The sequence below is a fragment of the Vibrio tubiashii ATCC 19109 genome (assembly GCF_000772105.1).
GTDB classification, from domain to species: domain Bacteria; phylum Pseudomonadota; class Gammaproteobacteria; order Enterobacterales; family Vibrionaceae; genus Vibrio; species Vibrio tubiashii.
In genome coordinates this window covers 489,327-513,860 of sequence record NZ_CP009354.1, presented here as the reverse complement: position 1 = coordinate 513,860, position 24,534 = coordinate 489,327, and the positions used below count along the sequence as shown (strand labels likewise).

Here is a 24,534-nt window from a genome sequence, read left to right as displayed (position 1 = left end):
GCTCTACCGCAATGGCAGAGGCGTGAGACGACAATACCGAAGCGGACTATTTTTCCCCTTTCATACTAGGAGGATGGTCGATATTGTTCATAAAAGTCTCCGAAAAAACTGCCGTTTTGGCAGCGCGAGGATAATAACAAAAGTTCTCCACTAAAGCAGCCCAAATTTGCAAAAAAGTTAGATATTTAACCTCTAGCGACACGCATAAAAAAAGCGCCTAAAAAAGACGCTTTTTAATGCATATATTGGGAATGCTCAGCGATTATTGAATCGTGATACGAGCAAACTTACGCTTACCAACTTGGAATACGTAAGTCCCTGCTTCAGGAGCAAACTTAGAGTCTGCTACCTTCTCGCCATCAATCTTAGCTGCACCTTGCTTAACCATACGCATTGCTTCAGAAGTAGAGGCACATAGACCCGCTTCTTTAAGAATATTGCTTACCGGTAGACCTGCATCAAAATCAAACTCTGGCATTTCATCAGGAATTTGGTTCTTAGCAAAACGGTTTACGAACTCTTGCTCCGCTGCGTCAGCATCTGCCTGAGAGTGGAAGCGTGCAATGATCTCTTTCGCTAGAGCCACTTTTACATCACGTGGGTTCTGACCTGCTTCAACGTCAGCTTTTAGTTGAGCAACTTCGTCAAGTGGACGGAACGACAGCAAGTCGTAGTAGTTCCACATTAGGTCATCAGAGATCGACATGATCTTACCAAACATTTCGCTTGGCGCTTCACTGATACCAATGTAGTTGTTGGCCGACTTAGACATCTTCTTCTCGCCGTCTAGGCCAACAAGAAGTGGCATCATTAGTACAACCTGTGGCTTCTGACCGTTCGATTTTTGCAGTTCGCGTCCCATCAGTAGGTTGAACTTCTGGTCAGTACCACCTAGCTCAACGTCAGTTTCCATCGCGACTGAATCATAACCTTGTAGTAGTGGGTACATGAACTCATGAATAGCGATAGGCTGACCGCCTGCATAGCGCTTTTTAAAGTCATCACGCTCTAGCATACGTGCTACGGTTTGGTTAGCAGCAAGGCGAATCATGCCCTCAGCACCCAGCTCAGACAACCACTCAGAGTTAAACTGAATTTTCGTCTTAGCTGGATCTAGAATCTTAAATACCTGCTCTTTGTAGGTTTCAGCGTTGCGCAGTACATCTTCACGACTTAGTGGCGGACGAGTGTTGTTCTTACCCGTAGGGTCACCAACCATGGCAGTAAAATCACCGATAAGGAAGGTAACGTCGTGGCCTAGCTCCTGAAATGCACGCAGCTTGTTGAAAATCACTGTATGACCAAGGTGAATATCCGGTGCAGTTGGATCGGCACCTAACTTAATACGAAGAGGACGACCCTCTTTCAACTTAGCAATCAGTTCTTCTTCTGGAATCAGTTCTTCAACACCGCGCTTAATCTCGGCTAGTGCAGCTTCAATGCTCGCCATTCTTGTTCACTCCCACAGATTTGGCAAAAATTTGTTAGTTGGTCATCTTACTTGAATAGCGATGCTTTTTGAAACCAGTTAGACTAAACAGCTGAGCTTTTTTACTGAATTTTTTAGAACGGACATAAGATGTTGTCTCTTTTCGCTCGATTGCCATGGATTCACCGAGCCCTTATCGCCTTATTTAGCGCTTTTATCGTCATTGCTTTGTTTCTGCCAGCGCCGAAAGATCTCCGTCAAGAGGAGAGCAACTATCAAGTAGGTAAAGCCTACCCGCTAGCCATTGATCTTGAATTGCTCGCTTTGCAAGAGTCAGCACCAAAACTTGCAGTGCTGCGATGGGAAAAACATACCATAGGCTCTGGCGACAGCATGGCACTACTTTTTCAACGTGCTGGGCTTTCTTCTCGCCTGCTGTATCAACTGACTTCAACTAATAAAGATATTGAAAGGCAGTTAACCCGAGTTCGACCGGGTGATTCATTCCAGCTAGGCTTCGATGCTGACAACCAACTGATTCAACTAAAACGCGTCATTAGCCCTTATGAGACCTTTCTTGTCACCAAATCAGAGGGTGGCTATACCTCAACGATTGATAAAAAACAGGTCCACTATCAGTACAACTATGCTGAGGCAGATATCACTTCAAACTTCTGGAACGCGGGCGTCAATGCTGGTCTAACACCAAACCAGATCATGGAACTAGCGGGCATTTTTGGCTGGGATATCGACTTTGCTTTGGATATTCGTGGCGGGGATAACTTTAAGATTCTTTATCAAGAGAAAGTCGTTGAGGGTGAAGTTGTCGGCCGAGGTAAAATCATTGCTGCCATCTTCAAAAACCAAGGTGATACCTTTAAAGCGATTCTCGACGACAAAACGGGTAATTACTACGACGAAAATGGTCGTGCAATGAAGAAAGCCTTCTTGCGCTCTCCGCTCGATTTCCGTCGCGTTAGTTCAAACTTTAACCCAACTCGTCGCCATCCAGTAACAGGGAAAGTCCGCGCACACCGCGGCACTGACTATGCTGCACCAGTTGGCACACCGATATGGGCTGCTGGTGACGGTACGGTTCTAAAATCGAGTTACAACCAGTTCAATGGTAACTATGTGTTTATCAAACATAGCAATACCTATATTACTAAGTACCTCCACTTACAGCGTCGTAAAGTCAAAACAGGGCAACGTGTAAAACAAGGGCAAACAATAGGTACGCTAGGTGGAACAGGACGCGTCACTGGCCCTCACCTACACTATGAATTCTTAGTAAACGGGGTACATAAAAACCCAAGAACGGTTAAGCTACCACAATCTAAATCTCTGACAGGCAAAGCCAAAACCACGTATATTGCCAACGCAAAATTAAGGCTAGAGAAGTTAGAGCGTTACGGAGAGTTGCTCGCGACTCCATAAACACAAAGACCCGCATCATGCGGGTCTTTCTTTTTTGCTGGTGTTTCTATTCTGCTTCAATGACTTGGTTAGCCTGCTCTTCCACTTTATGAACTCTGCCAAGCATCAACAGACAAGGCGTCAAGACTAAGGTCAACACAGTAGCAAAGGCTAATCCACCCGCTACCGCTGTCGCTAATTGCGACCACCACTGAGTACTAGGGGCGCCAAACTCGATCTTCTGATTGATAAGATCGATGTTCATTTCAAGCACCATAGGCAGTAGACCAAGTATGGTCGTCACCGTGGTTAACAACACAGGTCTTAAACGCTGCACACCCGTGCGCAATATTGCTTCGCGTTTATCGAGCCCACGTTTTAATAGCTGATTGTAGGTATCAATTAACACGATATTGTTGTTAACCACGATCCCTGCGAGGGCAATAACACCAATACCTGACATGATGATGCCAAACGGTTTTTGGAACACGAGCAAGCCGACAAATACCCCCACTGTTGAGAACAGAACAGCACTTAGAATCAAAAATGCCTGATAGAAACTATTAAACTGAGTAATCAAGATCAGCGCCATCACAACCAAGGCGACCAAGAAAGCGTTTTGCAGGAAGGCAGAAGAGTTTTCTTGCTCTTCATTCTGACCACGAATCTTAAACTCAACACTCGAAGGGAGATCGAGCTTGGAAACCGCCTCATTGATCTTTGGCAACTCCAATGCGAGGTTATAGCCCTCTTTCATGTCGGCCATAATGTTGATCACGCGATGTCCGTCGATTCGGCGAATCGTATCTTGTTTCTGCTCAGGAACAATATTGGCAAAATTAGTAATAGGCACAAGACCTGCGGCTGTTTTGACTCGCAATTGATCAAAGCGACCAATATCGCGTTTCTCTTCCGGATAACGCACCAAAATATCGACTTCTTCAGTGGCGTCATCGGGTAGATAATCACCAATTTTTAAGCCGTTAGTGACAAACTGAACCGTATTACCAACTAATGTTGCATCCGCGGCAAAGCGCGAGGCATCATCACGACGAATATCAATTTGCCAGTCGATCCCCTCTTTACTTGAGGTATCACTCAGGTTGGTAAACGCAGGGTAATTGTCTGCCCATTGCCTCACTAACTTTGCGGCGCCATCGAGTTGATCAGGAATCCGCGCTGACATCTCAATCACTAGGTCATGCTCAACGGGTGGACCAGCATCCGGGAACTTGTACTCTATTTCCACCCCTGCATATTGATCCGTTTGTTGCTTGAGCTCTTCAATGATCTCTTTGACTTTACGGCGATATTGCCAATCGACTGGCGTAATTTGGATTTGCCCGATTTCGTCGTCGCCACCTGTTTTGGTGTAGACGCTTTCGAACTCATCATGCCCAAGCATCACCGCCTCAATATCACGCATGATAACGTCTTTCTCATCAAGGGAGAGATCGCCATAAGAGCGCACTTTAACGGTAAAGAAAGGGGGATCAACTTCAGGGAAAAACTCAGCGCCCAAGCCCGCTTTGGCGTAGGTAAAGCCCACCGCAATAGCTAACAGAATTGCACTCAACAAGATCTTCAGTGGATGGCGAATCGCGATATCTAAGGTATGAAAATAGAGCTTAGTGATACCGGTCGCTTTAGAGAAATCACCGTCATGCAAGGCGACCATTTTTTCACGCTGCGCTTTAGTTACGTGTTGCGGTCGACCGATTAAGCTCCCTAGTACAGGGACGAGCAATAACGCCATTGCCAGTGATGCGGTTAAAGTTGCGATCAAGGTAAGCGGCAAGTACTTCATGAACTCACCAGTCACATCTGGCCAGAAAAGCAATGGTGCAAATGCCGCTAAAGTCGTCGCCGTTGACGCAGTAATTGGCCACGCCATACGTTTCGCCGCATCTCGATACGCCTCTCGACGTGGCGTCCCCTCTTGCATGCGCCTGTCGGCAAACTCAGTCACCACAATTGCGCCGTCTACCAACATGCCTACAGCCATAATCAGCGAGAACAACACCACGATGTTGACAGTTAAACCAAATACAGACAGAACTAAAAGCCCAGTCAGAAAAGAGCCTGGTATAGACACACCAACCAAGAAAGCGGTTCGAACGCCTAAAATCGCGATGATGACGATAACAACCAAAATGATTGCCGACAGAATGTTATTTTGCAGATCGTTAAGCATCATCTTAACGTCTTTGGATTGATCCCAAGTGTACTTAACTAATAGGTTATTTGGCCATTCAGGACGTTTTTGCGCCTCTTCTAAAACCGTTTTTATTAACGCAACGGTTTCGATGATGTTTTCGCCCGCACGCTTTTTAACATCAAGTACAACTGCAGATTTACCATCGAGTCTCGCGTAGCTCTCTGGATCTCGGAAAGCTCGACGTACGGTCGCGACATCACCAAAAGTGATTACTTGCTTACCGTCTACCTTGACAGGCAGTTCAAGCACGTCTTTCAAGGAATCAAACACTGATGGCACTTTCACTGAGAAACGCCCATAACCGGTATCAACAAAGCCTGCCGCAACCACTTTGTTGTTCAAGGCAATCAGATTGTAGATATCTGCTTGATCGAGCCCGTAGCTTTCCATTAAAAGCGGATCAACCACGATCTCGACAATATCTTCGCGATCACCAGCAATATCCACTTCAAGGATCTGACGATAGCTTTCAAGCTTATCTCTTAGTTGGCGCGCAATCTGAACAATAGTGCGCTCTGGCACCGTACCATATAGCACGATAGATAAAGCAGGCTCTTCTGATGCCAAAGTCACTTCATTAACAGTCGGTTCATCACTATCGCTAGGTAACTTAGGCTTAGCGAGGTCAACGGCTTCACGCACATCTGCCATCGCTTTGTTGAGATCGACACCGACACTAAATTCCAGCATCACAGAGGCATGCCCCTCCGATGCGGTAGAGGTCATCTCTTTAACCCCTTCAATCGATCTTAACTCTTGCTCGATTGGGCGTACTAGCAGCCTTTCTGAGTCTGATGGCGAAATACCTTGGTGCCCAACCGATACATAGATAATAGGGATGGTGATATCTGGACTCGACTCTTTGGGAATCGTCACGTATGTCGCAGCGCCAGCAAGAAGAATAAACACCAACAACACCATCATGGTGCGCGTGCGAGAAAGCGCCGCATCAATCAATGCAAACATAATCGCGCCTCCTATTCTTGCTGCTCTACAGCGATGACTTGATCGCCATCGCGAACAAAGCCCTGCCCGGTAGTGACGATATCAACGCTCTCGCCCAATCCTGTCAGCCACACGCCATCTTGTTCAGCTTTAACTAGGTTAATAGGAACAAACTTAATACGATCTGCGACTAGAGTTTTAACCCCAAGATTACCGTCATCATCTAGAGCGAGCATGGCTGGCGTCACCTTGATAGCGAGTTGATCTTGCAAGTTCAGAGTCACTTCAGTACTGATACCAGCAGGGATTCTCTGCTTAGGGTTAGGCAGCTCGATTTCTATCGGAAAGGTGTTGGTCGAATCAGAGGAAACGCGCGAGATGTAACGAACTTCGCCTTGTGCCTGTTGACCATTAATAAAACGAACTTGCGCTTGTTGGCCGAGCACTAAGTCTTGAATATGTCGCTCGCTGACATCGGCTTCAATCACAATCATACTCAAGTCAAGTAAGCTCGCGACAGGATCGCCTACACCGACAAAGTCCCCTTTCTCAATAAACAGATGATCGACAATGCCAGTAAACGGCGCTGTCACAGAGGTGTTACGCAAAGCAATTTTGGCATTGCTTACCATAGCTTTAGCTTCAACCAAACCCGCCTGAGCGTTGGTGAAGGCGACCTCACCCTGCAAGCCTTTACTTTGCAGCGACTTGGCCGCTTTAAACTCTTTCTCTTTTACCTTAAGCATGGCTTGTGCGCGCTCTAGTTGAATCTCAAGATCGCCTTTATCAATCAGCGCAATCACTTGTCCTTGCTTAACATTGTCCCCTTTGGAAACTTTAAGCTGGGTAATTTTACCTGCAATCTCAGCGCCTAGTTTTGCTTGCTTATTGGGAGCAGTCCGTCCATAGAGATCGATGCTCCTATGGGTAGGGTTGGCGACAAACGAAGTGAAAGCCACCTTAGCTAAAGGGATCTCCTGTTCGTTATGTTGTGGGGTGGAGTCTTCAGCATTTAACATACCGACGCCAAGCCAGAGCGTAAGTACAGTGACTAAAAAAAGAGATACAAGATAAGGTCTGGTCGCGATAAAACGCAACGGAGAGATACTAGCCATAACTATCCTTAGTAATTCTATATCGCATCCTAATTCAACCGTAACAACCTGCGTAACGGTGACTAGGTAAGCCTTAGATATAGGGGCTCACGAGATTCATTCGTGAGAAGTATTATTCAGGATATAAATTAACCAAACAAAAATAAAATACAGTTGGACAGTATTTTAGAGTAGGTCTCAGTTTCTGGAATCTGAGAGGCAGATAAAACAAAGGCTGCAATCAATGCAGCCTTTGACAAAACGGTCAGTGATTAAACACTAAAAGATGCACCACAGCCACAGGTAGTGGTCGCATTCGGGTTGTTAACGAAGAAGCGTGAGCCTTCAAGGCCTTCAGTGTAATCGACTTGTCCACCCACTAGGTACTGGAGGCTCATAGGGTCAACGACTAAAGTCACGCCACTGTTTACAATCGTGGTATCACCTTCATTGACGCTTTCGTCAAACGTAAACCCGTATTGGAAGCCGCTACAGCCGCCGCCCGTGATGTATACACGTAGCTTCAGGTTTGGGTTCTCTTCTTCAGCAATTAAAGCGCCTACTCGCTGAGCCGCTGCATCTGAAAATGTTAATGGGATATTTACTTCGCTCACGATGACCTCTCTCAGTCTTCTGCATCCAGACTGCACTCACCATCTGGAACTTATCTTTTAATATTGCAGTGATTATCTAATACCTGAGTGAAGCGTTCAAGTATTCACCACTTTTCAAGCCATTTTTTACACTATTTGCGGTTTATTTGCTGTCAAAGTATTCAGAATGTGGCGCAAAGCGTTTTATTGAATCCGGCAGGGCAGGTACAATGCGAGCCAAATTGGTCCGAGCAATCAAAAGAGGATATCCCATGACCAAATCAGCTGATCTATTTCAAAAAGCACAGCAAACCATTCCTGGCGGCGTGAACTCTCCTGTACGTGCTTTTAACGGCGTTGGTGGCGCGCCAATCTTCGTAGAACGTGCCGACGGCCCATTGATTTTTGATGCTGATGGTAAAGCCTACATCGACTACGTAGGCTCTTGGGGTCCAATGATTCTTGGTCACAACCACGCAGTCATCCGTGAAGCGGTTATTGATGCAGCACAACGTGGTCTTAGCTTTGGCGCTCCGACTGAGATGGAAATTGCTATGGCTGAGCTTGTATCAGAACTTGTTCCATCAATGGAGCAAGTGCGTATGGTAAGTTCAGGTACAGAAGCGACAATGAGTGCGATTCGTCTAGCTCGTGGCTACACTGGTCGTGACAAGATTATGAAGTTTGAAGGCTGTTATCACGGTCATGCAGACAGCCTATTGGTTAAAGCTGGCTCAGGCGCATTGACTTTAGGTCAACCTAGCTCACCAGGTGTTCCTGCTGATTTTGCTAAGCACACGCTAACCGCTACATTTAACGACCTAGATTCAGTACGTGAGCTGTTTGCAGCAAACAAAGGTGAGATCGCTTGTATCATCGTAGAGCCAGTGGCAGGCAATATGAACTGTATTCCGCCAGTAGAAGGTTTCCACGAAGGACTGCGTCAAATCTGTGATGAAGAAGGCGCTCTGTTAATCTTTGATGAAGTAATGACAGGCTTCCGCGTTGCTCTAGGTGGCGCACAAGGCTACTACAACATCAAGCCAGACCTAACGACTCTAGGTAAAGTTATTGGTGGTGGTATGCCAGTTGGCGCATTCGGTGGTCGTAAAGAAGTCATGCAACATATCGCACCAACAGGTCCTGTTTACCAAGCGGGAACGCTTTCTGGTAACCCAGTAGCAATGGCTGCAGGCTTTGCATGTTTGAACCTGTTAAAAGAAGAAGGCAATGAAAAACGCCTAGCTTCAAAAACCAAGCAACTTGCAGAAGGCTTTAAAGCTTTGGCTGACAACCACAACATCCCATTAGTGGTTAACCAAGTTGGCGGTATGTTTGGCTTCTTCTTCACTGACCAAGAAAGCATTACTCGCTACGAAGACGTGACGAAATGTGATATCGAACGCTTCAAACGCTTCTTCCACCTAATGCTAGACCACGGTGTTTACCTTGCTCCATCAGCATTCGAAGCAAGCTTCACGTCACTTGCTCACGGTAGCAAAGAGATTGAAGCGACACTAGAAGCGGCAGACCGCTGCTTCGCAATTATTGCTGCAGAAGCATAATCATAGCGCTTGATACGAAATGAAGGCTGCCGAGTGCAGCCTTTTTTATTGCCAGTTAACGACCACTAATACCGCTAAGCCCAATAACATCAGAGCAAACCAAGGTATTTTGCGCTTAGGCTCGCCCTTACTATCGCAACATTTCTCTTTCTCACAACAGCCCATACTCTTTCCACTCCGCGAATAACATTTTGATTTTGCGTTGAACACTCAGACATTTACAGCCATTATACTGATACAGTATCGAAATCTTGGACAAGAAAAGTGTCAGATAAAGTCAAATTAACTTCCAGCCATTGGGTATTGATTGTTGCCTTACTTGCTGCTGGGCTTGCTTGCTTTTTGTTAGTTGAGCCTTACATCAACTCAATTGTCATGGCATTTATCATCTCACTACTGATGTTTCCTATTCATGAGTGGATAGAAAAACGCATGCCGAAGCACACCAATTTGGCGTCGCTACTCTCATGTATCGTACTCACCTTCATCATTGTTTTCCCGCTGTTGTTTGTCTTTGCAGCTATCGTTCAGCAAGGTTCGGCTTTTTCACAAAATGTCTATCAGTGGGTCACCCATGGCGGTATTCAAACGATTTTCGAACACCCTTGGGTAGTGAATGGACTATCGTTAGTCAATACTTACTTACCGTTTGATACCATTAGCCCTCAAGAAATTGCCCAAAAGGTAGCGCAATTTGCCACTTCTTTCGGCAGTAACCTAGTGGGTATCAGCGCCAAGATCTTAGGTGATGCGACTAACTTCTTAATGGACTTCTTCTTAATGTTGTTCGTGTTGTTCTTCTTACTCCGCGATCACGACAAAATCATCAGCGCAATTCGACACATTTTACCGCTGTCACGCAGCCAAGAAGACAAGCTGCTGGATGAAGTGGAACAGGTGGCTAAATCTGCTGTAATGGGCTCATTCTTAACGGCCATTGCGCAAGGCTTTGCGGGCGGTATTGGTATGTGGATTGCTGGATTCCCGGGCTTATTCTGGGGCACCATGATGGGCTTTGCTTCCTTTATCCCTGTAGTGGGAACCGCGCTAATCTGGATACCTGCCGCGATTTACTTGTTCTTAATCGGTGATACCACATGGGCTATTTTCTTAACGGTTTGGAGCGTCGCGATCGTTGGCTCGATTGATAACATACTGCGTCCACTACTAATGCAAGGCAGCGCTGGAATGAATACGTTGATGATCTTCTTCTCACTGCTTGGTGGTCTACATCTATTTGGCTTAATTGGCTTGATCTACGGTCCAATTATCTTTGCCGTCACCATGGTACTGTTCAATATCTATGAAGAAGAGTTCCAAGGCTTCCTTGATCAACAAGATCGCAGTTAGCGTTTACGTTAGGCGCTGTTGAGCGAGTTTATCACTTCAAGATGAGGGAGGATTATGCGAAAATCCTCCCTCATTTTTTTATACTGAGTTTGCTATGTCTGCTTATATTGCACCAAGTCAAATCGCTGAGAGACAGTTTGCCTACTTCGAAGGTAAGCACGTTTTGGTCGCTGGAGAAGCTGAAGATCTTTTTCCCGTCGAACTTACTAAACACTGTCACTCTGTCACTGTCTTCACCACTAACTATGGTTACCATCGACAGTTGAGCGCATACTCGCAGGTGACAAGTGTCTTTGGTGCTGAATTTAATCAGCAGACTCAAGCCGATATGGTGCTGCTCTACTGGCCGAAAGCAAAAGCCGAAGCGGAATACTTACTCGCCATGCTGATGGCAAAACTTGGCAAAGGCACAGAGATCGTGGTTGTCGGGGAAAACCGTTCAGGTGTGAAAAGCATCGAGAAAATGTTTAAGCCATATGGCTTGATCACCAAATACGATTCCGCGCGTCGCTGCTCATTCTACTGGGGGCAGTGTACACAGACTCCCGCTCCGTTTGAGCTGCAAGCCTGGTTTAAAACCTATCAAGTCGAATATCAGCAAACTTCGTTGACGATTAAGAGCTTACCGGGTGTATTTAGTCATGGTGAGTTTGATATCGGTAGTAAGCTACTGCTTGATACACTACCTGACCTAAGCGGCAAGGTGCTTGATTTTGGTTGTGGTGCTGGTGTTATCGGTAGTGTGATGGCACTATTGAATTCAGATATTGAGCTAGAAATGTGCGACATCAGCGCATTAGCAGTGGCATCGAGCAAAGCAACCTTAGAAGCCAACGGGTTAACAGCTAAAGTTTTTGCCTCTGATATCTATTCTGATACCAGTAACGATTATGACTTTGTCATTAGTAATCCGCCGTTCCACGCGGGGCTTGATACTAGCTACAGCGCAACAGAAACCTTACTTGCCGAAGGTCCTAAGCAGAGCGCAAACCAAGGTCACTTGTACATTGTTGCCAATAGTTTTTTAAAGTATCCACCGATTATTGAGCAAGCTTACGGTAATTGTGAGACGCTAAATAAGACCAACAAATTCGCTATTTACCACGCGAAAAAGTAATTTAACCGCCCAATCCCTCACTTAGATTGGGCAATATCCCACCTGTAGCCATTAAATTTGCGCCACTCTCCACGCTTTGATCGCAACTTACTTGTCAAAGTAAAAAAACTCGTTAATTTTGTCATCTTAGGAAAATAACGTTTTGTCTCGCTTATCTGGTGCGCCCTATTCCATATAAGCAGTATTCTTACGGAAACTAAACTCAGGCTATGTTTAAGTTTTATCGAAAACAGAAGTTTAAACGCCTTCAGAGTACCTTAATGCTGGCATTTTTAGTGTTGAGTATTACCCCTCTGACGGTTATTGCGATCTTTTTCTTACAATCCCACACTCAAGATCTTCAAGAGCAAAGTACCTCACACCTAACCTCGGTTAGAGATAGCAAGCGCCAACAAGTGATCGATTACTTATACGCCAAGGAATCTGAGGTAATGGGCTTCGTCCGTTCGGAATTAGCCTATGCCAGTGGCGGACGTTTCTATGGTTTGGTCAACGCATTTAGCAGCTTAGGTTTGGATATTGAGCAAGCTCGTGAGTACGCTCAGCGTCGTTATATCCAAGGTTCAGGCGACCAAATTAAAACCTCAATATTACCTCAGTCCAGTGTCTACAACGGTACAGAGCGCTACCGCCTTCTCCACAAACGTTATCACTGGGCATATCTAGAGCTTCTAAAGCGCTCTGATTTTGATGACATTCTACTTGTCGATAGAGAAGGTAATGTCACTTACTCGATCTACAAGCATGATAACTTTGGTACTAACCTACTGACGGGTAAATACAAAGACGATAACTTAGGTAAAACCTTCGCTAAGCTGCGTAATCTAGTTAACGATAAACGCAAAACCAATGAAGATTTTACCCCTCTGATTATTTCCGACTTTTCTAGCGAGCAGGGAAAACCCGTAGCTTGGCTTGGTGCGCCTATAATCCAGCAAGGCTATTTGCACAGTTATGCGATGTTCAGGTTGCCAAATAATGGCATCACCAAACTGGTCGCCGACAAGAGCAATCTGGTGTCGATGAAGACGTTACTAGTCGGCTCCGATCATCAATCACGCACCCTTGCCTACCAACAAGAAGATATTGATAAAAGCCGTCAAGTGGTCGACCTTGCACTTACAGGTGCAAGCGACGTAGGCACTTATACTAATACCGAAAATGAAGCGATTATTGCCGCATACAGCCCAATTTCCTTTAAAGGCATTGACTGGGCCATTGTGGTAGAAGTGCCAGAAAGCGTCGCCTTCGCCCGTGTCCACCAGCTCGAAACCCTGTTTATCTTCGCCATGCTGACAGCCATTCTCTTGGTTGTCATGGCCTCGCATTATTTGTCGAACTTTATCACCTCACCACTGCTGCAACTGACTTGGGCAGCAGAGAAAGTGTCAGCTGGCGATCTTGATGCCGACATGAACAACACTCAGCGCAAAGACGAAATCGGGCGCTTGGCGATCAGCTTCGAGCGGATGCAGCGTTCTATTAGAGAAAAGATCCTTCTGATCAAACAGCAGAATGAAGAGCTAGAAAGTAATCTTCAACTGATCCAGAAGCAAAATGAAGAACTGCAATTGGCGAATAAACTCAAAGATGAGTTCTTAGCCACGACTTCCCATGAGCTACGCACACCACTTCATGGTATGGTCGGTATAGCTGAAGCCCTCGCCTCTGGCGCTAATGGCCCAATCACCTCTGAACATAAGTATCAGCTCGATATCATCATCAATAGTGGTCAACGTTTAGCAACCTTGGTTGATGACCTGCTCGACTATCATAAGATGCGCTATGGCAATCTAGATATAGAGACCAGTGCCGTCGATTTAGCAGGCTCTACTCGCTTGGTATTGGAACTCTCTTCTCATCTTATTGGCTCTAAGCCTCTGCGAATTATTAATCAGGTTCCAGACGAGCCTGTCTGGGTTAGCGCTGATCCGCAACGACTAGAGCAAGTTTTATATAACTTGGTCGGCAATGCGATTAAGTACACAAGTGAAGGGAAGATCGTTATCTCTGCCAGTGTGGTAGATGACAACATTCGCGTTCAAGTGGTCGATACAGGGCAAGGTATCCCAGCGGATCAACTTGACCATATATTTGAACCTCTTATTCAAGCAGGAAGCGACGCGAGTCGTTATCGTCAGGGAGCGGGATTGGGCTTGTCGATTAGCCGTCAGCTAATTGAACTAATGCAAGGTACGCTCTATGTCAGCAGTCAACCTATGGTTGGAACCACCTTTAGCTTCACGTTGCCAATCGCCAATACAGAGCAAATTGAGCATGCAAACCATTATGAATCCGCTCATTTTAGAGCGCCAAACTCTGGTGAGATTGAACTAGAGGAGCCAGCAAGCTTACCTGAAAATCCAGACGGCCCACTATTACTTGTCGTCGACGACGAACCCGTAAACTTACGGGTACTGGATAGTTTCTTGCGCCTAGAAGGCTATCGTGTTCGAACCGCGAAAGATGGTCATGAGGCGCTTGAAGCCATCAGTAAAGAAAAACCTGAGCTGCTACTACTGGATATCATGATGCCAGGAATGAGTGGTTACCAAGTATGTGAAACTCTGCGCGAGACCTACGATCATGCGCAACTACCCGTGATCATGCTAACCGCTTTAAACCAAACTGATGATCGGGTACGTGGCTTTAACGCGGGTGCCAACGACTATCTATCCAAGCCATTTAACAAGCAAGAGCTGGCTGCTCGTATCGTCGCTCATCTCACCGCTAGCAAAGCGGAACAGCGTCGAATCGAAAATCAGCAGCTGCATCAAGAGCTAAAACATCGGGCAATCGTCGAAGCGAGTTTACTTGAGACACAAGGCCGACTACTTGAGCAACTTGAGACCGCTCCAGAGGCCATTGTCTGCGTACGAGAAGATAATAAGATTCGCTTCGCCAACGAGGCAGCATCAAGACTGTTTAAACGCTCAACCGAACAGCTAAAGCGTTCAAGCGCCGACGAAATCATTGCGCCTAAGTTCCTCAACGTGGAACAGGAACACTACTGCGGCACTATTGATGTCTATGTAGAAGATGTAAGGCAACATCTGTCGGCAGATATCCTTAAACTACCTGAAGGAGCTGGGCTGCGCTCTATGTACATCTTCAATGTGGGTGGTGGTATCAATGCTGCGCGTATTAACAACCTAGAAACCGCAATTGAAGCATTATCTAGCTTCGCTTTTGAAGGGGATAAAGCAAAACTGCAAGAGCTTAAAGAACTAGGTGGTGAATTTACACGCTTGGCAGACCGAGCAACAAGCGACAACAAATCGAAACAAGAGGTGATGCGCGAAGTATTGGTAGAAGCGATGACCAGCGCGCTTATTTATTGGGAATCGGTCACAGGCCAAACTAAATTTGCTTTTGCTGAGCAAAGCGGTTTGTGGCGCGTGTATCTCGACCGAAGTACACTGCAAACCCGTACCTTGGACAAGTACCTCCGACCGGAAACCCTACCTAAGACTCCGCGTTGGAGAACCGTATTAAGCTCTCTCGATTACATTCTTGAGCACTGTAATGAACAAAGTCCAGAGAGAACCCACATAGAAGGATTACGCGATAAATTGCAGCATTTGCTCACCAGCTAACGCGTAGCGACAAACGAACTAAAGCCTGCTTGTGCAGGCTTTTTTGTTGCCCAAACAAAATGAGTAGAGCAACTTTAAATGACGTTAATACGCTGCGTAAAACAACTCAAACAAGGCGTTATTTTCAAGCTATAACACTTACTCAAAACGACCAAAACAAGCTTATTATCGTCTCTATTGAACAAATAAAGCTCATATTGCGAAGCCAATCACAACAAGACGGCAGTTTTTATTTAGTGGGGAAAATTAACGCTTTATAGCACGCGTGACTAAGATCTCACGATCTACAGGCGGCAGAAAACCTTTGATTTTAAAGGGGGTAACAAGTTAGTAACCACCAACAAAGCAAACACAAAAGGTGACTTATTGCGACTCAGTTCAAACTCAATTATTGGCCAAAAAATCACTCCTATAGAGCTTTTTTAACATTATTGACGTCATAATTAGGGGTTTTAACGGTTTTGACGGGAATAGCAATTGCGAAAATTGACGTTAAGGTGTTTTCTTACTGTGCCTAAGGCCTACAGGCCACTCTAGACTGCTCGTCACCTCCGGCGAAAAGTTACCTACAGAGGTAGGCCTTAGTGAGTGTTATTCAATTGATGACATTCCAATCCATTAGTGAAATGAAAGCAAATAGTAAGGAACAGCTATGCTTGCCAACATTAAAAAAACAGCACTAGCAACAGCAATTATCGCAACAGCAGCAACTGGTTTTACTTCAGTAGCCGCAGCAGCTGAACGCAGTGAATTAACTATCCACCCTAAAGAGTTCACCACTTTCGTACGTAACTTTAACCCATACTTAGGTGCAACGAACTTACATACAACAACAGATTTCCTATACGAGCCTCTTGTTGTTTTCAACGAGATGCATGGTAATACACCTGTATTCCGTCTTGCAGAGAACTACACGATTGCAGACGATCTACTTAGCGTTGTATTTGACCTACGTAAAGGCGTGAAATGGTCTGATGGTGAAACCTTCAACGCAGATGATGTGATCTACTCATTTAATCTAGTGAAAGAGAAGCCAGAACTTGATCAAAGTGGTATCAACTCTTGGGTTTCTAGCGTTGAGAAACTGAATGACTACCAAGTTAAATTCAATATCAAAGAAGCAAACTCAAATGCTCCTTACGAAATTGTAAAAGTACCTGTAGTTCCTCAGCACGTATGGAGCAAGATTAAAGATCCATCGACGTTCACTAACGAAAATCCTGTAGGCTCTGGTCCGTTTACTGAAATCGCGACTTTCACTCCACAACTTTACATTCAGTGTGAAAACCCGAACTACTGGGACGCAGATAACCTAGATGTAGACTGTCTACGAGTTCCTCAGATCGCAAACAACGACCAATTCCTTGGTAAAGTTGTAAACAGCGAAATGGACTGGACTTCATCATTCATTCCAGACATCGATCGTACGTATGCAGCGGCAAGTCCTAAGCACCACTACTGGTACCCGCCAGCAGGTACACAGGCATTTGTTGTTAACTTTAAGCACCCTGACGCAGCTAAAAATGAAGCGTTAACAAACGTTGATTTCCGCCGCGCATTCTCAATGGCACTTGACCGTCAAACGATTATCGACATTGCATTCTACGGCGGCGGTACAGTGAATGACTTCGCTTCAGGTCTAGGTTATGCATTTAAGACTTGGTCTGACGAAGGCACTCATAAGAAATACCAAGGTTACAACACTTACAACGTTGAAGGCGCTAAAAAGCTGCTAGAAAAAGCTGGCTTTAAAGATGTTAACAATGACGGTTTCGTAGACACTCCATCAGGTAAGTCTTTCGAACTTCTGATTCAATCTCCTAACGGTTGGACTGACTTCAACAACACGGTTCAACTAGCGGTTGAGCAACTTGCTGAAGTAGGTATTAAAGCAAAAGCTCGTACTCCAGACTTCTCTGTGTACAACCAAGCGATGCTAGAAGCTACGTATGACGTTGCTTACACCAACTACTTCCACGGTGCAGATCCACATCTATACTGGAACAGTGGCTACAACTCTGAGCTACAAGCTGGTGACGGTATGCCTCGCTTTGCAATGCACTACTACAAGAACGACAAACTTGATGGTCTTCTTAACAGCTTCTACAAAACAGCTGATAAGAACGAACAGCTAGAAATCGCTCACGGCATTCAGGAAATCATTGCTAAAGACCAAGTAACGATTCCAGTATTGTCTGGTGCATACATGTTCCAATACAACACAACTCGCTTTACTGGTTGGTGGAACGAAGAAAATCCAAAAGGCCGTCCAAACATTTGGGCTGGTATCCCAGAGCGTCTACTACACGTACTGGACCTAAAACCAGTTAAATAAGTAGTTGTTCTAACTATGCGGCATACATTCCGTATGCCGCAAAATCCCCCTCACTGTTACCAGTTTGTCATGTGGCGCTAGTCGTCAGGGGATTGTTCGCTCTAAATTTTCGTTTTCGCTAGGGCGACCTGAAGCCAGAAACAGGGAAAATCTGGGTAAGTAAGGTGTAAGTTATGGGTTATTTTTTAAGACGTTTGTCGTTCTATTTGGTCGCGCTGTTAGTTGCTGCGACGTTAAACTTTATTATTCCACGTGCGATGCCGGGCGATCCGGTCACCATGATGTTTGCAAACGCATCGGTTCAGGTAACGCCTGAACGTATTGCAGCAATGAAAGAACTGCTAGGTTTCGTCGATGGCGGCCTATTTGTTCAATACATTGCATATATGAAAAACATTCTTAGCTGGGAGCTGGGTACTTCAATCCAATTCTACCCGCTCTCAGTAAATAAACTGCTTGGTGGTGCATTTGGTTGGTCACTGTTCCTTGCAGGTTCAGCCGTAATCCTTTCATTCTCGCTAGGTTCTATCTTAGGCATCTTCGCCGCATGGAAGCGCGGCAGCAAGTACGATGCTTTCGTCACACCAGGCATGCTCATTATTCAAGCCGTCCCTCAAGTTGTTATCGCGATGCTAGCGCTCTTTACTTTCGCAATCGGCTTGAAATGGTTCCCAACAGGATATGCCTACACAGCAGGTACAGTGCCTGAATGGACAAGCTGGGAGTTCATCAAAGACGTCGCGTACCACGCCATCCTGCCGCTGTTTTGTGCTTCTGTGGTTCAGATCGGTGGCTTCTTGATCAACATGCGTAACAACATGATTAACCTACTCGCCGAAGACTACATCACTATGGCGAAAGGTAAGGGTTTGAGCGAAAACCGCGTTGTTTTCAACTACGCAGCACGAAATGCGCTACTGCCAAGTGTGACTGCCCTTTCAATGTCACTCGGTATGGCGATTGGCGGTCAGCTAATTGTAGAAATCATCTTTAACTACCCAGGGCTTGGTACGGTTCTTCTTAACGCGATTCACGCACGTGATTACCAGGTTCTTCAAGGTCAATTAATCATTATGACGCTGTTTATGCTGTCATTTAACTTAATTGCAGATATGGCTTATGTCGTTCTAGACCCTCGCCTGCGCAAGGGAGGAAAATAATTATGAAACAACTATTTAAGCTAATTTTAGGTAACGCATACGCACGTGTCGGTTTAGCCATTGTCTCAGTGTTCTTACTTGTCGCGATTTTCGCACCGGTACTGACTAAGCATGCTCCAGATAAAAGAACAGGTAATCCACATGAGTACCCAGGTTTTGTTGTCACTTCAGCAAAAGCTAACCCAGATGGTTGGATTGCACAGAATTTAGCGACTGATCGCCGCACAATGATCATGTCCAAAAAAGCCGATCACGTTCTTGGTACTAGCCGTATGGGCCGCGACATTTGGTCTCAGCTTGTTCACGGTGCGCGTATTTCTCTCGGTGTCGGCTTTGGTGCGGGTATCACAGTGTGTCTACTTGCAACCATCATCGGTATTTCAGCAGGTTACTTCGGAGGCCGTGTTGATGACGTATTAACCGCCGCGATGAACATCATGCTGGTTATCCCTCAATACCCATTGCTATTTGTTTTAGCCGCATTCATTGGTGAGGCAGGGCCGCTAACCATTGCCATTATTATTGGCTGTACCTCCTGGGCTTGGGGCGCGAGGGTTATTCGCTCTCAAACGCTTGCCTTGCGAGAGAAAGAGTTTGTTAAAGCCGCAGAAGTGCTTGGTGAGTCTTCTTTCCGCATCATCTTTGTTGAGATTCTACCGAACTTAATCCCAATTGTTGGCGCGAGCTTTATTGGTTCAGTGATGTACGCAATAGGTATGGAATCTATCATTTCGTTCCTTGGTCTTGGTGACCCGAATACCATCAGCTGGGGCATCATGCTTTACAACGTTAACCAATCATCTGCGATGCTAATCGGCGCATGGTGGGAAGTTCTTACACCTTGTATTGCACTCACTGTACTGGTTACTGGTCTAGCGCTGCTTAACTTCGCAGTCGATGAGATTGCCAACCCTCAGCTACGTTCACATAAAGGCATGAAGCGTTGGAAGAAGCTTGCTGCTCAAGATAAGAAAGAACGTACACCTGAAATGCCACCTCAAAATGCACTTTGGAGCGGAGATAAATAATTATGACTAGCCCACTTATTTCTATCCGCAACCTTTGCGTTGACTATATTACTGACGCAGGCGACGTCCGTGCTTGTAACAATGTCAGCTTTGACATTGCCCCAGGTGAAGTCTTTGGCCTAGCAGGTGAGTCTGGTTGTGGTAAATCAACCGTTGCCTTCTCGCTAATGCGCCTGCATAAGCCGCCTGCATTCATTACCGGTGGTGAGGTTATCTTCAATGGTGAAGATATCCTTAAGTACAGTGACGATCGAATGCAGTCGTTCCGTTGGAGCGAAATGTCGATGGTGTTCCAAAGCGCAATGAATGCTTTGAACCCTGTACTGACCATGGAAGAGCAGTTTTGTGACGTTATTATGCGCCACACCAACATGACTCGTGAACAAGCCCGTAAACGCGCTGAAGGTCTGTTAGAGATTGTCGATATTCACCCTAGCCGACTCACTGACTACCCGCACCAGTTCTCGGGTGGCATGCGTCAACGCTTGGTGATTGCGATCGCTCTCGCGCTCAATCCTAAGATGATCATCATGGATGAGCCAACCACAGCACTGGATGTAGTGGTTCAACGTGAGATTCTGCAAAAGATCTATGCACTAAAAGAAGAGTTTGGCTTCTCAATCTTATTCATTACCCATGATATCTCTTTGATGGTCGAGTTCTCTGACCGCATCGGCATCATGTACTCAGGTGAGTTAATTGAAGTTGCGCCTTCGAAACAGATTCTAGAAAGCCCTTACCACCCTTATACCAAGGGGTTAGGTAGTTCTTTCCCTCCATTAACTGGGCCAAAAACTAAGTTGACTGGTATTCCAGGAAACCCTCTCAACCTACTGGAAATTCCACAAGGTTGTCGTTTCCAAGCACGCTGTGACCGCGTTCACGAGGCATGTACTCGCGTACCGACTCAACTACGACAAATTGAGCCTAATCGTTTCTCAAATTGCCACCTTTATGGTGACCCGATAGCTCAAAGCAAACTCTAGAGAGCCATTGAGAAATAACTATAAAGATTACTGGAGACAATTATGAGCAAAGAATTTGGCGAGCTATTGGTAGAAGGGAAAAACCTAGTTAAAGATTTCCCGATCAGTAGCAATGCATTACAACAGCCAATGATGCGTGCCATCAACGACGTATCATTCAAAATGTACAAAAGCCGCGGCCTGTCTGTGGTTGGTGAATCTGGTTCAGGTAAATCAACAACCGCCAAGATGATCGCAAAAATGTATGCACCAACCGATGGTGTGATTGAGTACAAAGGTCGTGATATTCAAACCATCGACTCGCGTTCTGACCTAATGGCGTACCGCGAAGGTGTACAGATGGTTTGGCAAGACCCGTTTGGTTCACTAAACCCTACTCACAATATCTTCCACCATATTCTTCGTCCGTTGCTGATCCATAAAAAAGTGGATCCTCGCAATAAAAAGGAACAGGAAGAGCGTGTATACGATCTGCTTGAGCAAGTAGGTCTTATCCCACCAAAAGAAACGGCGCAAAAGTTCCCGCATCAGTTATCTGGTGGTCAGCGTCAGCGTGTCAACTTAGCTCGCAACATCGCAGTAGGTGCGGAAGTGGTGTTGGCCGATGAACCGACGTCAATGCTGGATGTTTCGATTCGTGCTGGTGTACTCAACCTAATGGAAGAGATGAAGTTTGAGAAACAAATGTCTCTGCTTTACATCACTCACGACATCGCTACTGCACGTTACATTGCAGAAGATCTCGCGGTTATGTATGTCGGCCACATGGTTGAATGGGGCGATACGGAAGAGATCATTCATAACCCTCAGCACCCATATACACAGCTATTGGTTTCTGCGGTACCAGATCCAAGCAAATCGATTCACGAGAAACTCAAAGGCAACAAAGGCGAGATCCCACTCTGGACGCCAGTCTCTGTAGGCTGCCCTTTTGCCGGTCGATGCCAGCACGCTTCTGATAAATGTCGCGAACAGCTACCAGAAGTGACTCAGCTTTCTGATAACCACTTTGTTCGCTGTTACCTATACGAAAACTAAAACCTAAAGAGCCAAGATTTTCTTGGCTCAACTAATACCAAGATTGATTTTTCGGAGATTTTAATGCTGCTACTTACTAACCATATTGGTTATGAAGCCCTTGGGCCAAAGCAGGCTGTTTTGATGACCGGCAAGACACGACTTTCATCTACCACTGCGTTGTTAGTATGTGCCGACAGTCATCAAACTGTGGCGACTTTTGCTATTGAGAAAGGCACAAAGGTCGCTAATTGGCACCAAGGGAGTTTTTTTCGTATTGAATTCTCTGATTTTGAACAAGCAGGACGCTTCTACCTAAGAGTTGAAAACCTGCGCTCTGAAGTATTTGCAATTGAGCAAGGCCTACTGCTCAACACAACCTTTTCCGACCTACTCCACTACTTCAAATCACAGCGATGTGGTGGCCGCTTTGACAAACAAGACAAACAGATCCCTATTCTCGGCAGTGATCAAACCGTAAATGTTCAAGGCGGTTGGTATGATGCCTCAGGAGATGTCAGCAAATACCTAAGTCACCTGTCGTATGCCAATTATCTAAACCCACAGCAAACTCCGATGGTAGTTTGGAACATGCTCAAAGGTTTAGAGCTTGTAGGCAGTGGTGATGCCCTACCCGCTTTCTCTAAAGTTCGCTTAGTTGAAGAGGCGCTATTCGGCGCAGATTTCCTAGTACGAATGCAAAATGAAGCCGGTTACTTTTACATGACCGTCTTTGATAAGTGGTCGAAAGATACCAAACAGCGAGAAATTTGTGCCTACGCCACTCAAGAAGGTCACAAGTCTGAAGACCATCAAGCAGGCTTTAGACAAGGTGGCGGTATCTCTATCGCGGCATTAGCTCAGGCAGCTCGATTAGATGAATCAGGTGAGTTTACTCGCCAAGAATACTTAGCCGCTGCTGAGAAAGGCTATTGGCACCTTAAAGAGTTTAACCGCCAATACCTAGATGACAGCCACGAGAACATCATTGATGAGTACTGTGCATTGCTAGCAGTGACTGAGCTGCTGCGTACAACAGAAAATGAACAGTATCTTGAAGAGTGCCGCTACTGGAGCAATCAACTGGTCTCACGTCAGCAAAGTGACCAAAACTTCAACCATTACTGGGCAGCCAACCAAGATGGTAGTCGCCCATACTATCACGCTGCTGAAGCCGGCCTGCCCGTTATCGCTCTATGTGAGTACCTCAATGTTGAACCTAACGCTCAACGAAAATCACAAGTGACCGAAGTGCTCAATCGAGCGGTGAAGTTTGAATTGACGATTAGCAATAGCGTGGCAAACCCGTTTGGTTACCCTCGCCAATACGTCAAATCTGTTGATGGTGAAAAGCGAGATGCATTCTTTGTCGCGCAGAACAATGAAACCGGCTATTGGTGGCAAGGAGAGAATGCACGTTTAGGCTCTCTCAGTAGCATGGCATTTTTTGCCCTTGCGCATATTGAAGATCATGCGACGAAGCAACAACTCCTCGCTTTCGCCCAAAACAGTCTCAACTGGATCTTAGGCCTTAACCCTTACCACATGTGCATGCTGGATGGGCATGGCATCAACAACCCAGATTACCTGCCACAGCTTGGATTCTTTAATGCAAAAGGCGGCATTTGTAACGGTATTACCGCAGGCTTTGAAGACGAAAACGACATCGCCTTTAACCCAGAGAAACAAAAAGACGACATGCTGCAAAACTGGCGTTGGGGAGAGCAATGGATTCCACATGGCGCTTGGTATTTACTCGCGATAGTAAGTCAGTTCGCTCACTTCAATACTGAGGAGACAGCCAATGAGTAAGTTATTTGTTGGTGTTGATGGTGGCGGTACTTCCTGCCGCGCCAGAATTCGTGATGAACAAGGCAACTTAATCGGCGAAGCGAAAAGCGGTAGCGCCAATATTTTGCTAGGCGTTGAAGTTGCAATGGCTTCGATTGTTCAAGCCATTACTGAGGCCACCGATCAGGGTGGTTTGAACACCAATGACTTTGCTCGTATGCATCTTGGCCTTGCTCTCGCGGGTGCTGAGCAAAAATCAGCATGGCAAGCATTTATGAACCTACCGCACCCGTTTGCCTCAATAGTACTCAATACCGATGCCTACGGCGCATGTATTGGTGCTCACAATGGTGATGCTGGCGCGATCATGATTGCAGGTACAGGCTCTTGTGGTATCTACCTTGAAAATGGTCAACAACACGTTGTCGGTGGACGAGAGTTTCCAATCTCAGATCAAGGTGGCGGTGCTGTTATGGGCCTACGTCTTATTCAAAAAGTGCTTCTTGCTCAAGATGGTATCGGCGAAAAGACTCCACTTGCTCAGCACGTTCTCGCTCATTTCAACCATGATGTCGACCAAATAGTGGAATGGTCTAAATCAGCATTACCAAGAGACTACGGACAATTCTCTCCTGCAATTTTTCAACACGCTCACCAGGGCGATAGCTTAGCAATCGATATGCTTAAGCAGACAGCTGCAGATATTGAAATGTTCCTAGTGGCACTTAATCGTAAAGGTGCGACTCGCATCTGTTTAATGGGCAGCATTGCCGAGCGCATCAAAGCTTGGCTTTCGCCACCAGTACAGTCTTGGATCGTTGAACCGCAGTTTGATGCCATTGAAGGCGCAATCATGTTTGCCGGTCAACCTAAGCACAATCTTTATTGAGGATA

General features: G+C 45.8%; 16 protein-coding genes. 12 read left to right on the top strand and 4 right to left on the bottom strand.

Annotated elements, in window-relative coordinates; translation table 11 throughout:
* Positions 1 to 262: 262 nt before the first annotated feature.
* Positions 263 to 1,450 (bottom strand): tyrosine--tRNA ligase, encoded by a 1,188-nt coding sequence (gene tyrS, locus IX91_RS02470; RefSeq protein ID WP_004742657.1) that lies wholly within the window; start codon positions 1,448 to 1,450, stop codon positions 263 to 265.
* 129 nt (positions 1,451 to 1,579) lie between these two features.
* On the opposite strand from tyrS, the gene IX91_RS02465 reads away from it, so the two are divergent.
* Positions 1,580 to 2,866, top strand: a complete 1,287-nt coding sequence (locus tag IX91_RS02465; RefSeq protein ID WP_004742656.1) for a peptidoglycan DD-metalloendopeptidase family protein — start codon at positions 1,580 to 1,582, stop codon at positions 2,864 to 2,866.
* A gap of 46 nt (positions 2,867 to 2,912) precedes the next feature.
* Here the strand turns inward: IX91_RS02465 and IX91_RS02460 are convergent, their stop codons facing one another.
* The 3 genes from IX91_RS02460 to erpA form a co-directional block, all read right to left on the bottom strand.
* Entirely contained in the window at positions 2,913 to 6,029 is a 3,117-nt protein-coding gene (locus IX91_RS02460; protein ID WP_004742655.1) for an efflux RND transporter permease subunit, read from the bottom strand.
* 11 nt (positions 6,030 to 6,040) lie between these two features.
* Positions 6,041 to 7,123 carry an efflux RND transporter periplasmic adaptor subunit gene (locus IX91_RS02455; protein ID WP_004742654.1) on the bottom strand — a complete coding sequence of 361 codons (1,083 nt, stop codon included), beginning with the start codon at positions 7,121 to 7,123 and terminating at the stop codon, positions 6,041 to 6,043.
* A gap of 251 nt (positions 7,124 to 7,374) precedes the next feature.
* Positions 7,375 to 7,716: an iron-sulfur cluster insertion protein ErpA gene (gene erpA / locus IX91_RS02450; protein ID WP_004742653.1), complete on the bottom strand. Its 342-nt coding sequence runs from the start codon at positions 7,714 to 7,716 to the stop codon at positions 7,375 to 7,377.
* 251 nt (positions 7,717 to 7,967) lie between these two features.
* On the opposite strand from erpA, the gene hemL reads away from it, so the two are divergent.
* From hemL to IX91_RS02395, 11 genes are all read left to right on the top strand, one after another.
* Positions 7,968 to 9,260: a glutamate-1-semialdehyde 2,1-aminomutase gene (hemL, locus tag IX91_RS02445; RefSeq protein ID WP_004742652.1), complete on the top strand. Its 1,293-nt coding sequence runs from the start codon at positions 7,968 to 7,970 to the stop codon at positions 9,258 to 9,260.
* A 264-nt stretch (positions 9,261 to 9,524) separates the two neighbouring features.
* Positions 9,525 to 10,610 carry an AI-2E family transporter gene (locus IX91_RS02440; RefSeq protein ID WP_004742650.1) on the top strand — a complete coding sequence of 362 codons (1,086 nt, stop codon included), beginning with the start codon at positions 9,525 to 9,527 and terminating at the stop codon, positions 10,608 to 10,610.
* Positions 10,611 to 10,704: 94 nt separating this feature from the next.
* Positions 10,705 to 11,727, top strand: a complete 1,023-nt coding sequence (rsmC, locus tag IX91_RS02435) for a 16S rRNA (guanine(1207)-N(2))-methyltransferase RsmC (protein ID WP_004742649.1) — start codon at positions 10,705 to 10,707, stop codon at positions 11,725 to 11,727.
* Positions 11,728 to 11,936: 209 nt separating this feature from the next.
* Positions 11,937 to 15,323, top strand: coding sequence for a response regulator (locus IX91_RS02430; protein WP_004742648.1), 3,387 nt, complete (start codon positions 11,937 to 11,939; stop codon positions 15,321 to 15,323).
* Positions 15,324 to 15,975: 652 nt separating this feature from the next.
* Positions 15,976 to 17,658, top strand: a complete 1,683-nt coding sequence (locus IX91_RS02425) for an ABC transporter substrate-binding protein (protein ID WP_004742647.1) — start codon at positions 15,976 to 15,978, stop codon at positions 17,656 to 17,658.
* Positions 17,659 to 17,831: 173 nt separating this feature from the next.
* Positions 17,832 to 18,818: an ABC transporter permease gene (locus tag IX91_RS02420; RefSeq protein WP_004742646.1), complete on the top strand. Its 987-nt coding sequence runs from the start codon at positions 17,832 to 17,834 to the stop codon at positions 18,816 to 18,818.
* Between the two features lie 2 nt (positions 18,819 to 18,820).
* Positions 18,821 to 19,846 carry an ABC transporter permease gene (locus tag IX91_RS02415; RefSeq protein WP_004742645.1) on the top strand — a complete coding sequence of 342 codons (1,026 nt, stop codon included), beginning with the start codon at positions 18,821 to 18,823 and terminating at the stop codon, positions 19,844 to 19,846.
* Between the two features lie 2 nt (positions 19,847 to 19,848).
* Entirely contained in the window at positions 19,849 to 20,832 is a 984-nt protein-coding gene (locus tag IX91_RS02410) for an ABC transporter ATP-binding protein (RefSeq protein WP_004742644.1), read from the top strand.
* A gap of 42 nt (positions 20,833 to 20,874) precedes the next feature.
* The gene (locus IX91_RS02405; protein WP_004742643.1) at positions 20,875 to 21,870 is read left to right on the top strand and encodes an ABC transporter ATP-binding protein; all 996 of its coding nucleotides are present in this window, start codon (positions 20,875 to 20,877) and stop codon (positions 21,868 to 21,870) included.
* Between the two features lie 63 nt (positions 21,871 to 21,933).
* Positions 21,934 to 23,661 carry a glycoside hydrolase family 9 protein gene (locus IX91_RS02400; protein WP_004742642.1) on the top strand — a complete coding sequence of 576 codons (1,728 nt, stop codon included), beginning with the start codon at positions 21,934 to 21,936 and terminating at the stop codon, positions 23,659 to 23,661.
* Positions 23,654 to 24,529: an N-acetylglucosamine kinase gene (locus IX91_RS02395; RefSeq protein WP_004742641.1), complete on the top strand. Its 876-nt coding sequence runs from the start codon at positions 23,654 to 23,656 to the stop codon at positions 24,527 to 24,529. The genes IX91_RS02400 and IX91_RS02395 overlap by 8 nt, the downstream gene beginning before the upstream one ends.
* The last annotated feature ends 5 nt before the right edge of the window (positions 24,530 to 24,534 follow it).

Coding starts and splice junctions, on each gene's coding strand:
- hemL (WP_004742652.1), top strand. CDS start 7,968: ATGACCAAATCAGCTGATCTATTTCAAAAAGCACAGCAAACCATTCCT.
- IX91_RS02430 (WP_004742648.1), top strand. CDS start 11,937: ATGTTTAAGTTTTATCGAAAACAGAAGTTTAAACGCCTTCAGAGTACC.
- IX91_RS02455 (WP_004742654.1), bottom strand. CDS start 7,123: ATGGCTAGTATCTCTCCGTTGCGTTTTATCGCGACCAGACCTTATCTT.
- IX91_RS02410 (WP_004742644.1), top strand. CDS start 19,849: ATGACTAGCCCACTTATTTCTATCCGCAACCTTTGCGTTGACTATATT.
- IX91_RS02405 (WP_004742643.1), top strand. CDS start 20,875: ATGAGCAAAGAATTTGGCGAGCTATTGGTAGAAGGGAAAAACCTAGTT.
- IX91_RS02400 (WP_004742642.1), top strand. CDS start 21,934: ATGCTGCTACTTACTAACCATATTGGTTATGAAGCCCTTGGGCCAAAG.
- tyrS (WP_004742657.1), bottom strand. CDS start 1,450: ATGGCGAGCATTGAAGCTGCACTAGCCGAGATTAAGCGCGGTGTTGAA.
- IX91_RS02420 (WP_004742646.1), top strand. CDS start 17,832: ATGGGTTATTTTTTAAGACGTTTGTCGTTCTATTTGGTCGCGCTGTTA.
- rsmC (WP_004742649.1), top strand. CDS start 10,705: ATGTCTGCTTATATTGCACCAAGTCAAATCGCTGAGAGACAGTTTGCC.
- IX91_RS02460 (WP_004742655.1), bottom strand. CDS start 6,029: ATGTTTGCATTGATTGATGCGGCGCTTTCTCGCACGCGCACCATGATG.
- IX91_RS02395 (WP_004742641.1), top strand. CDS start 23,654: ATGAGTAAGTTATTTGTTGGTGTTGATGGTGGCGGTACTTCCTGCCGC.
- IX91_RS02465 (WP_004742656.1), top strand. CDS start 1,580: ATGTTGTCTCTTTTCGCTCGATTGCCATGGATTCACCGAGCCCTTATC.
- IX91_RS02425 (WP_004742647.1), top strand. CDS start 15,976: ATGCTTGCCAACATTAAAAAAACAGCACTAGCAACAGCAATTATCGCA.
- IX91_RS02415 (WP_004742645.1), top strand. CDS start 18,821: ATGAAACAACTATTTAAGCTAATTTTAGGTAACGCATACGCACGTGTC.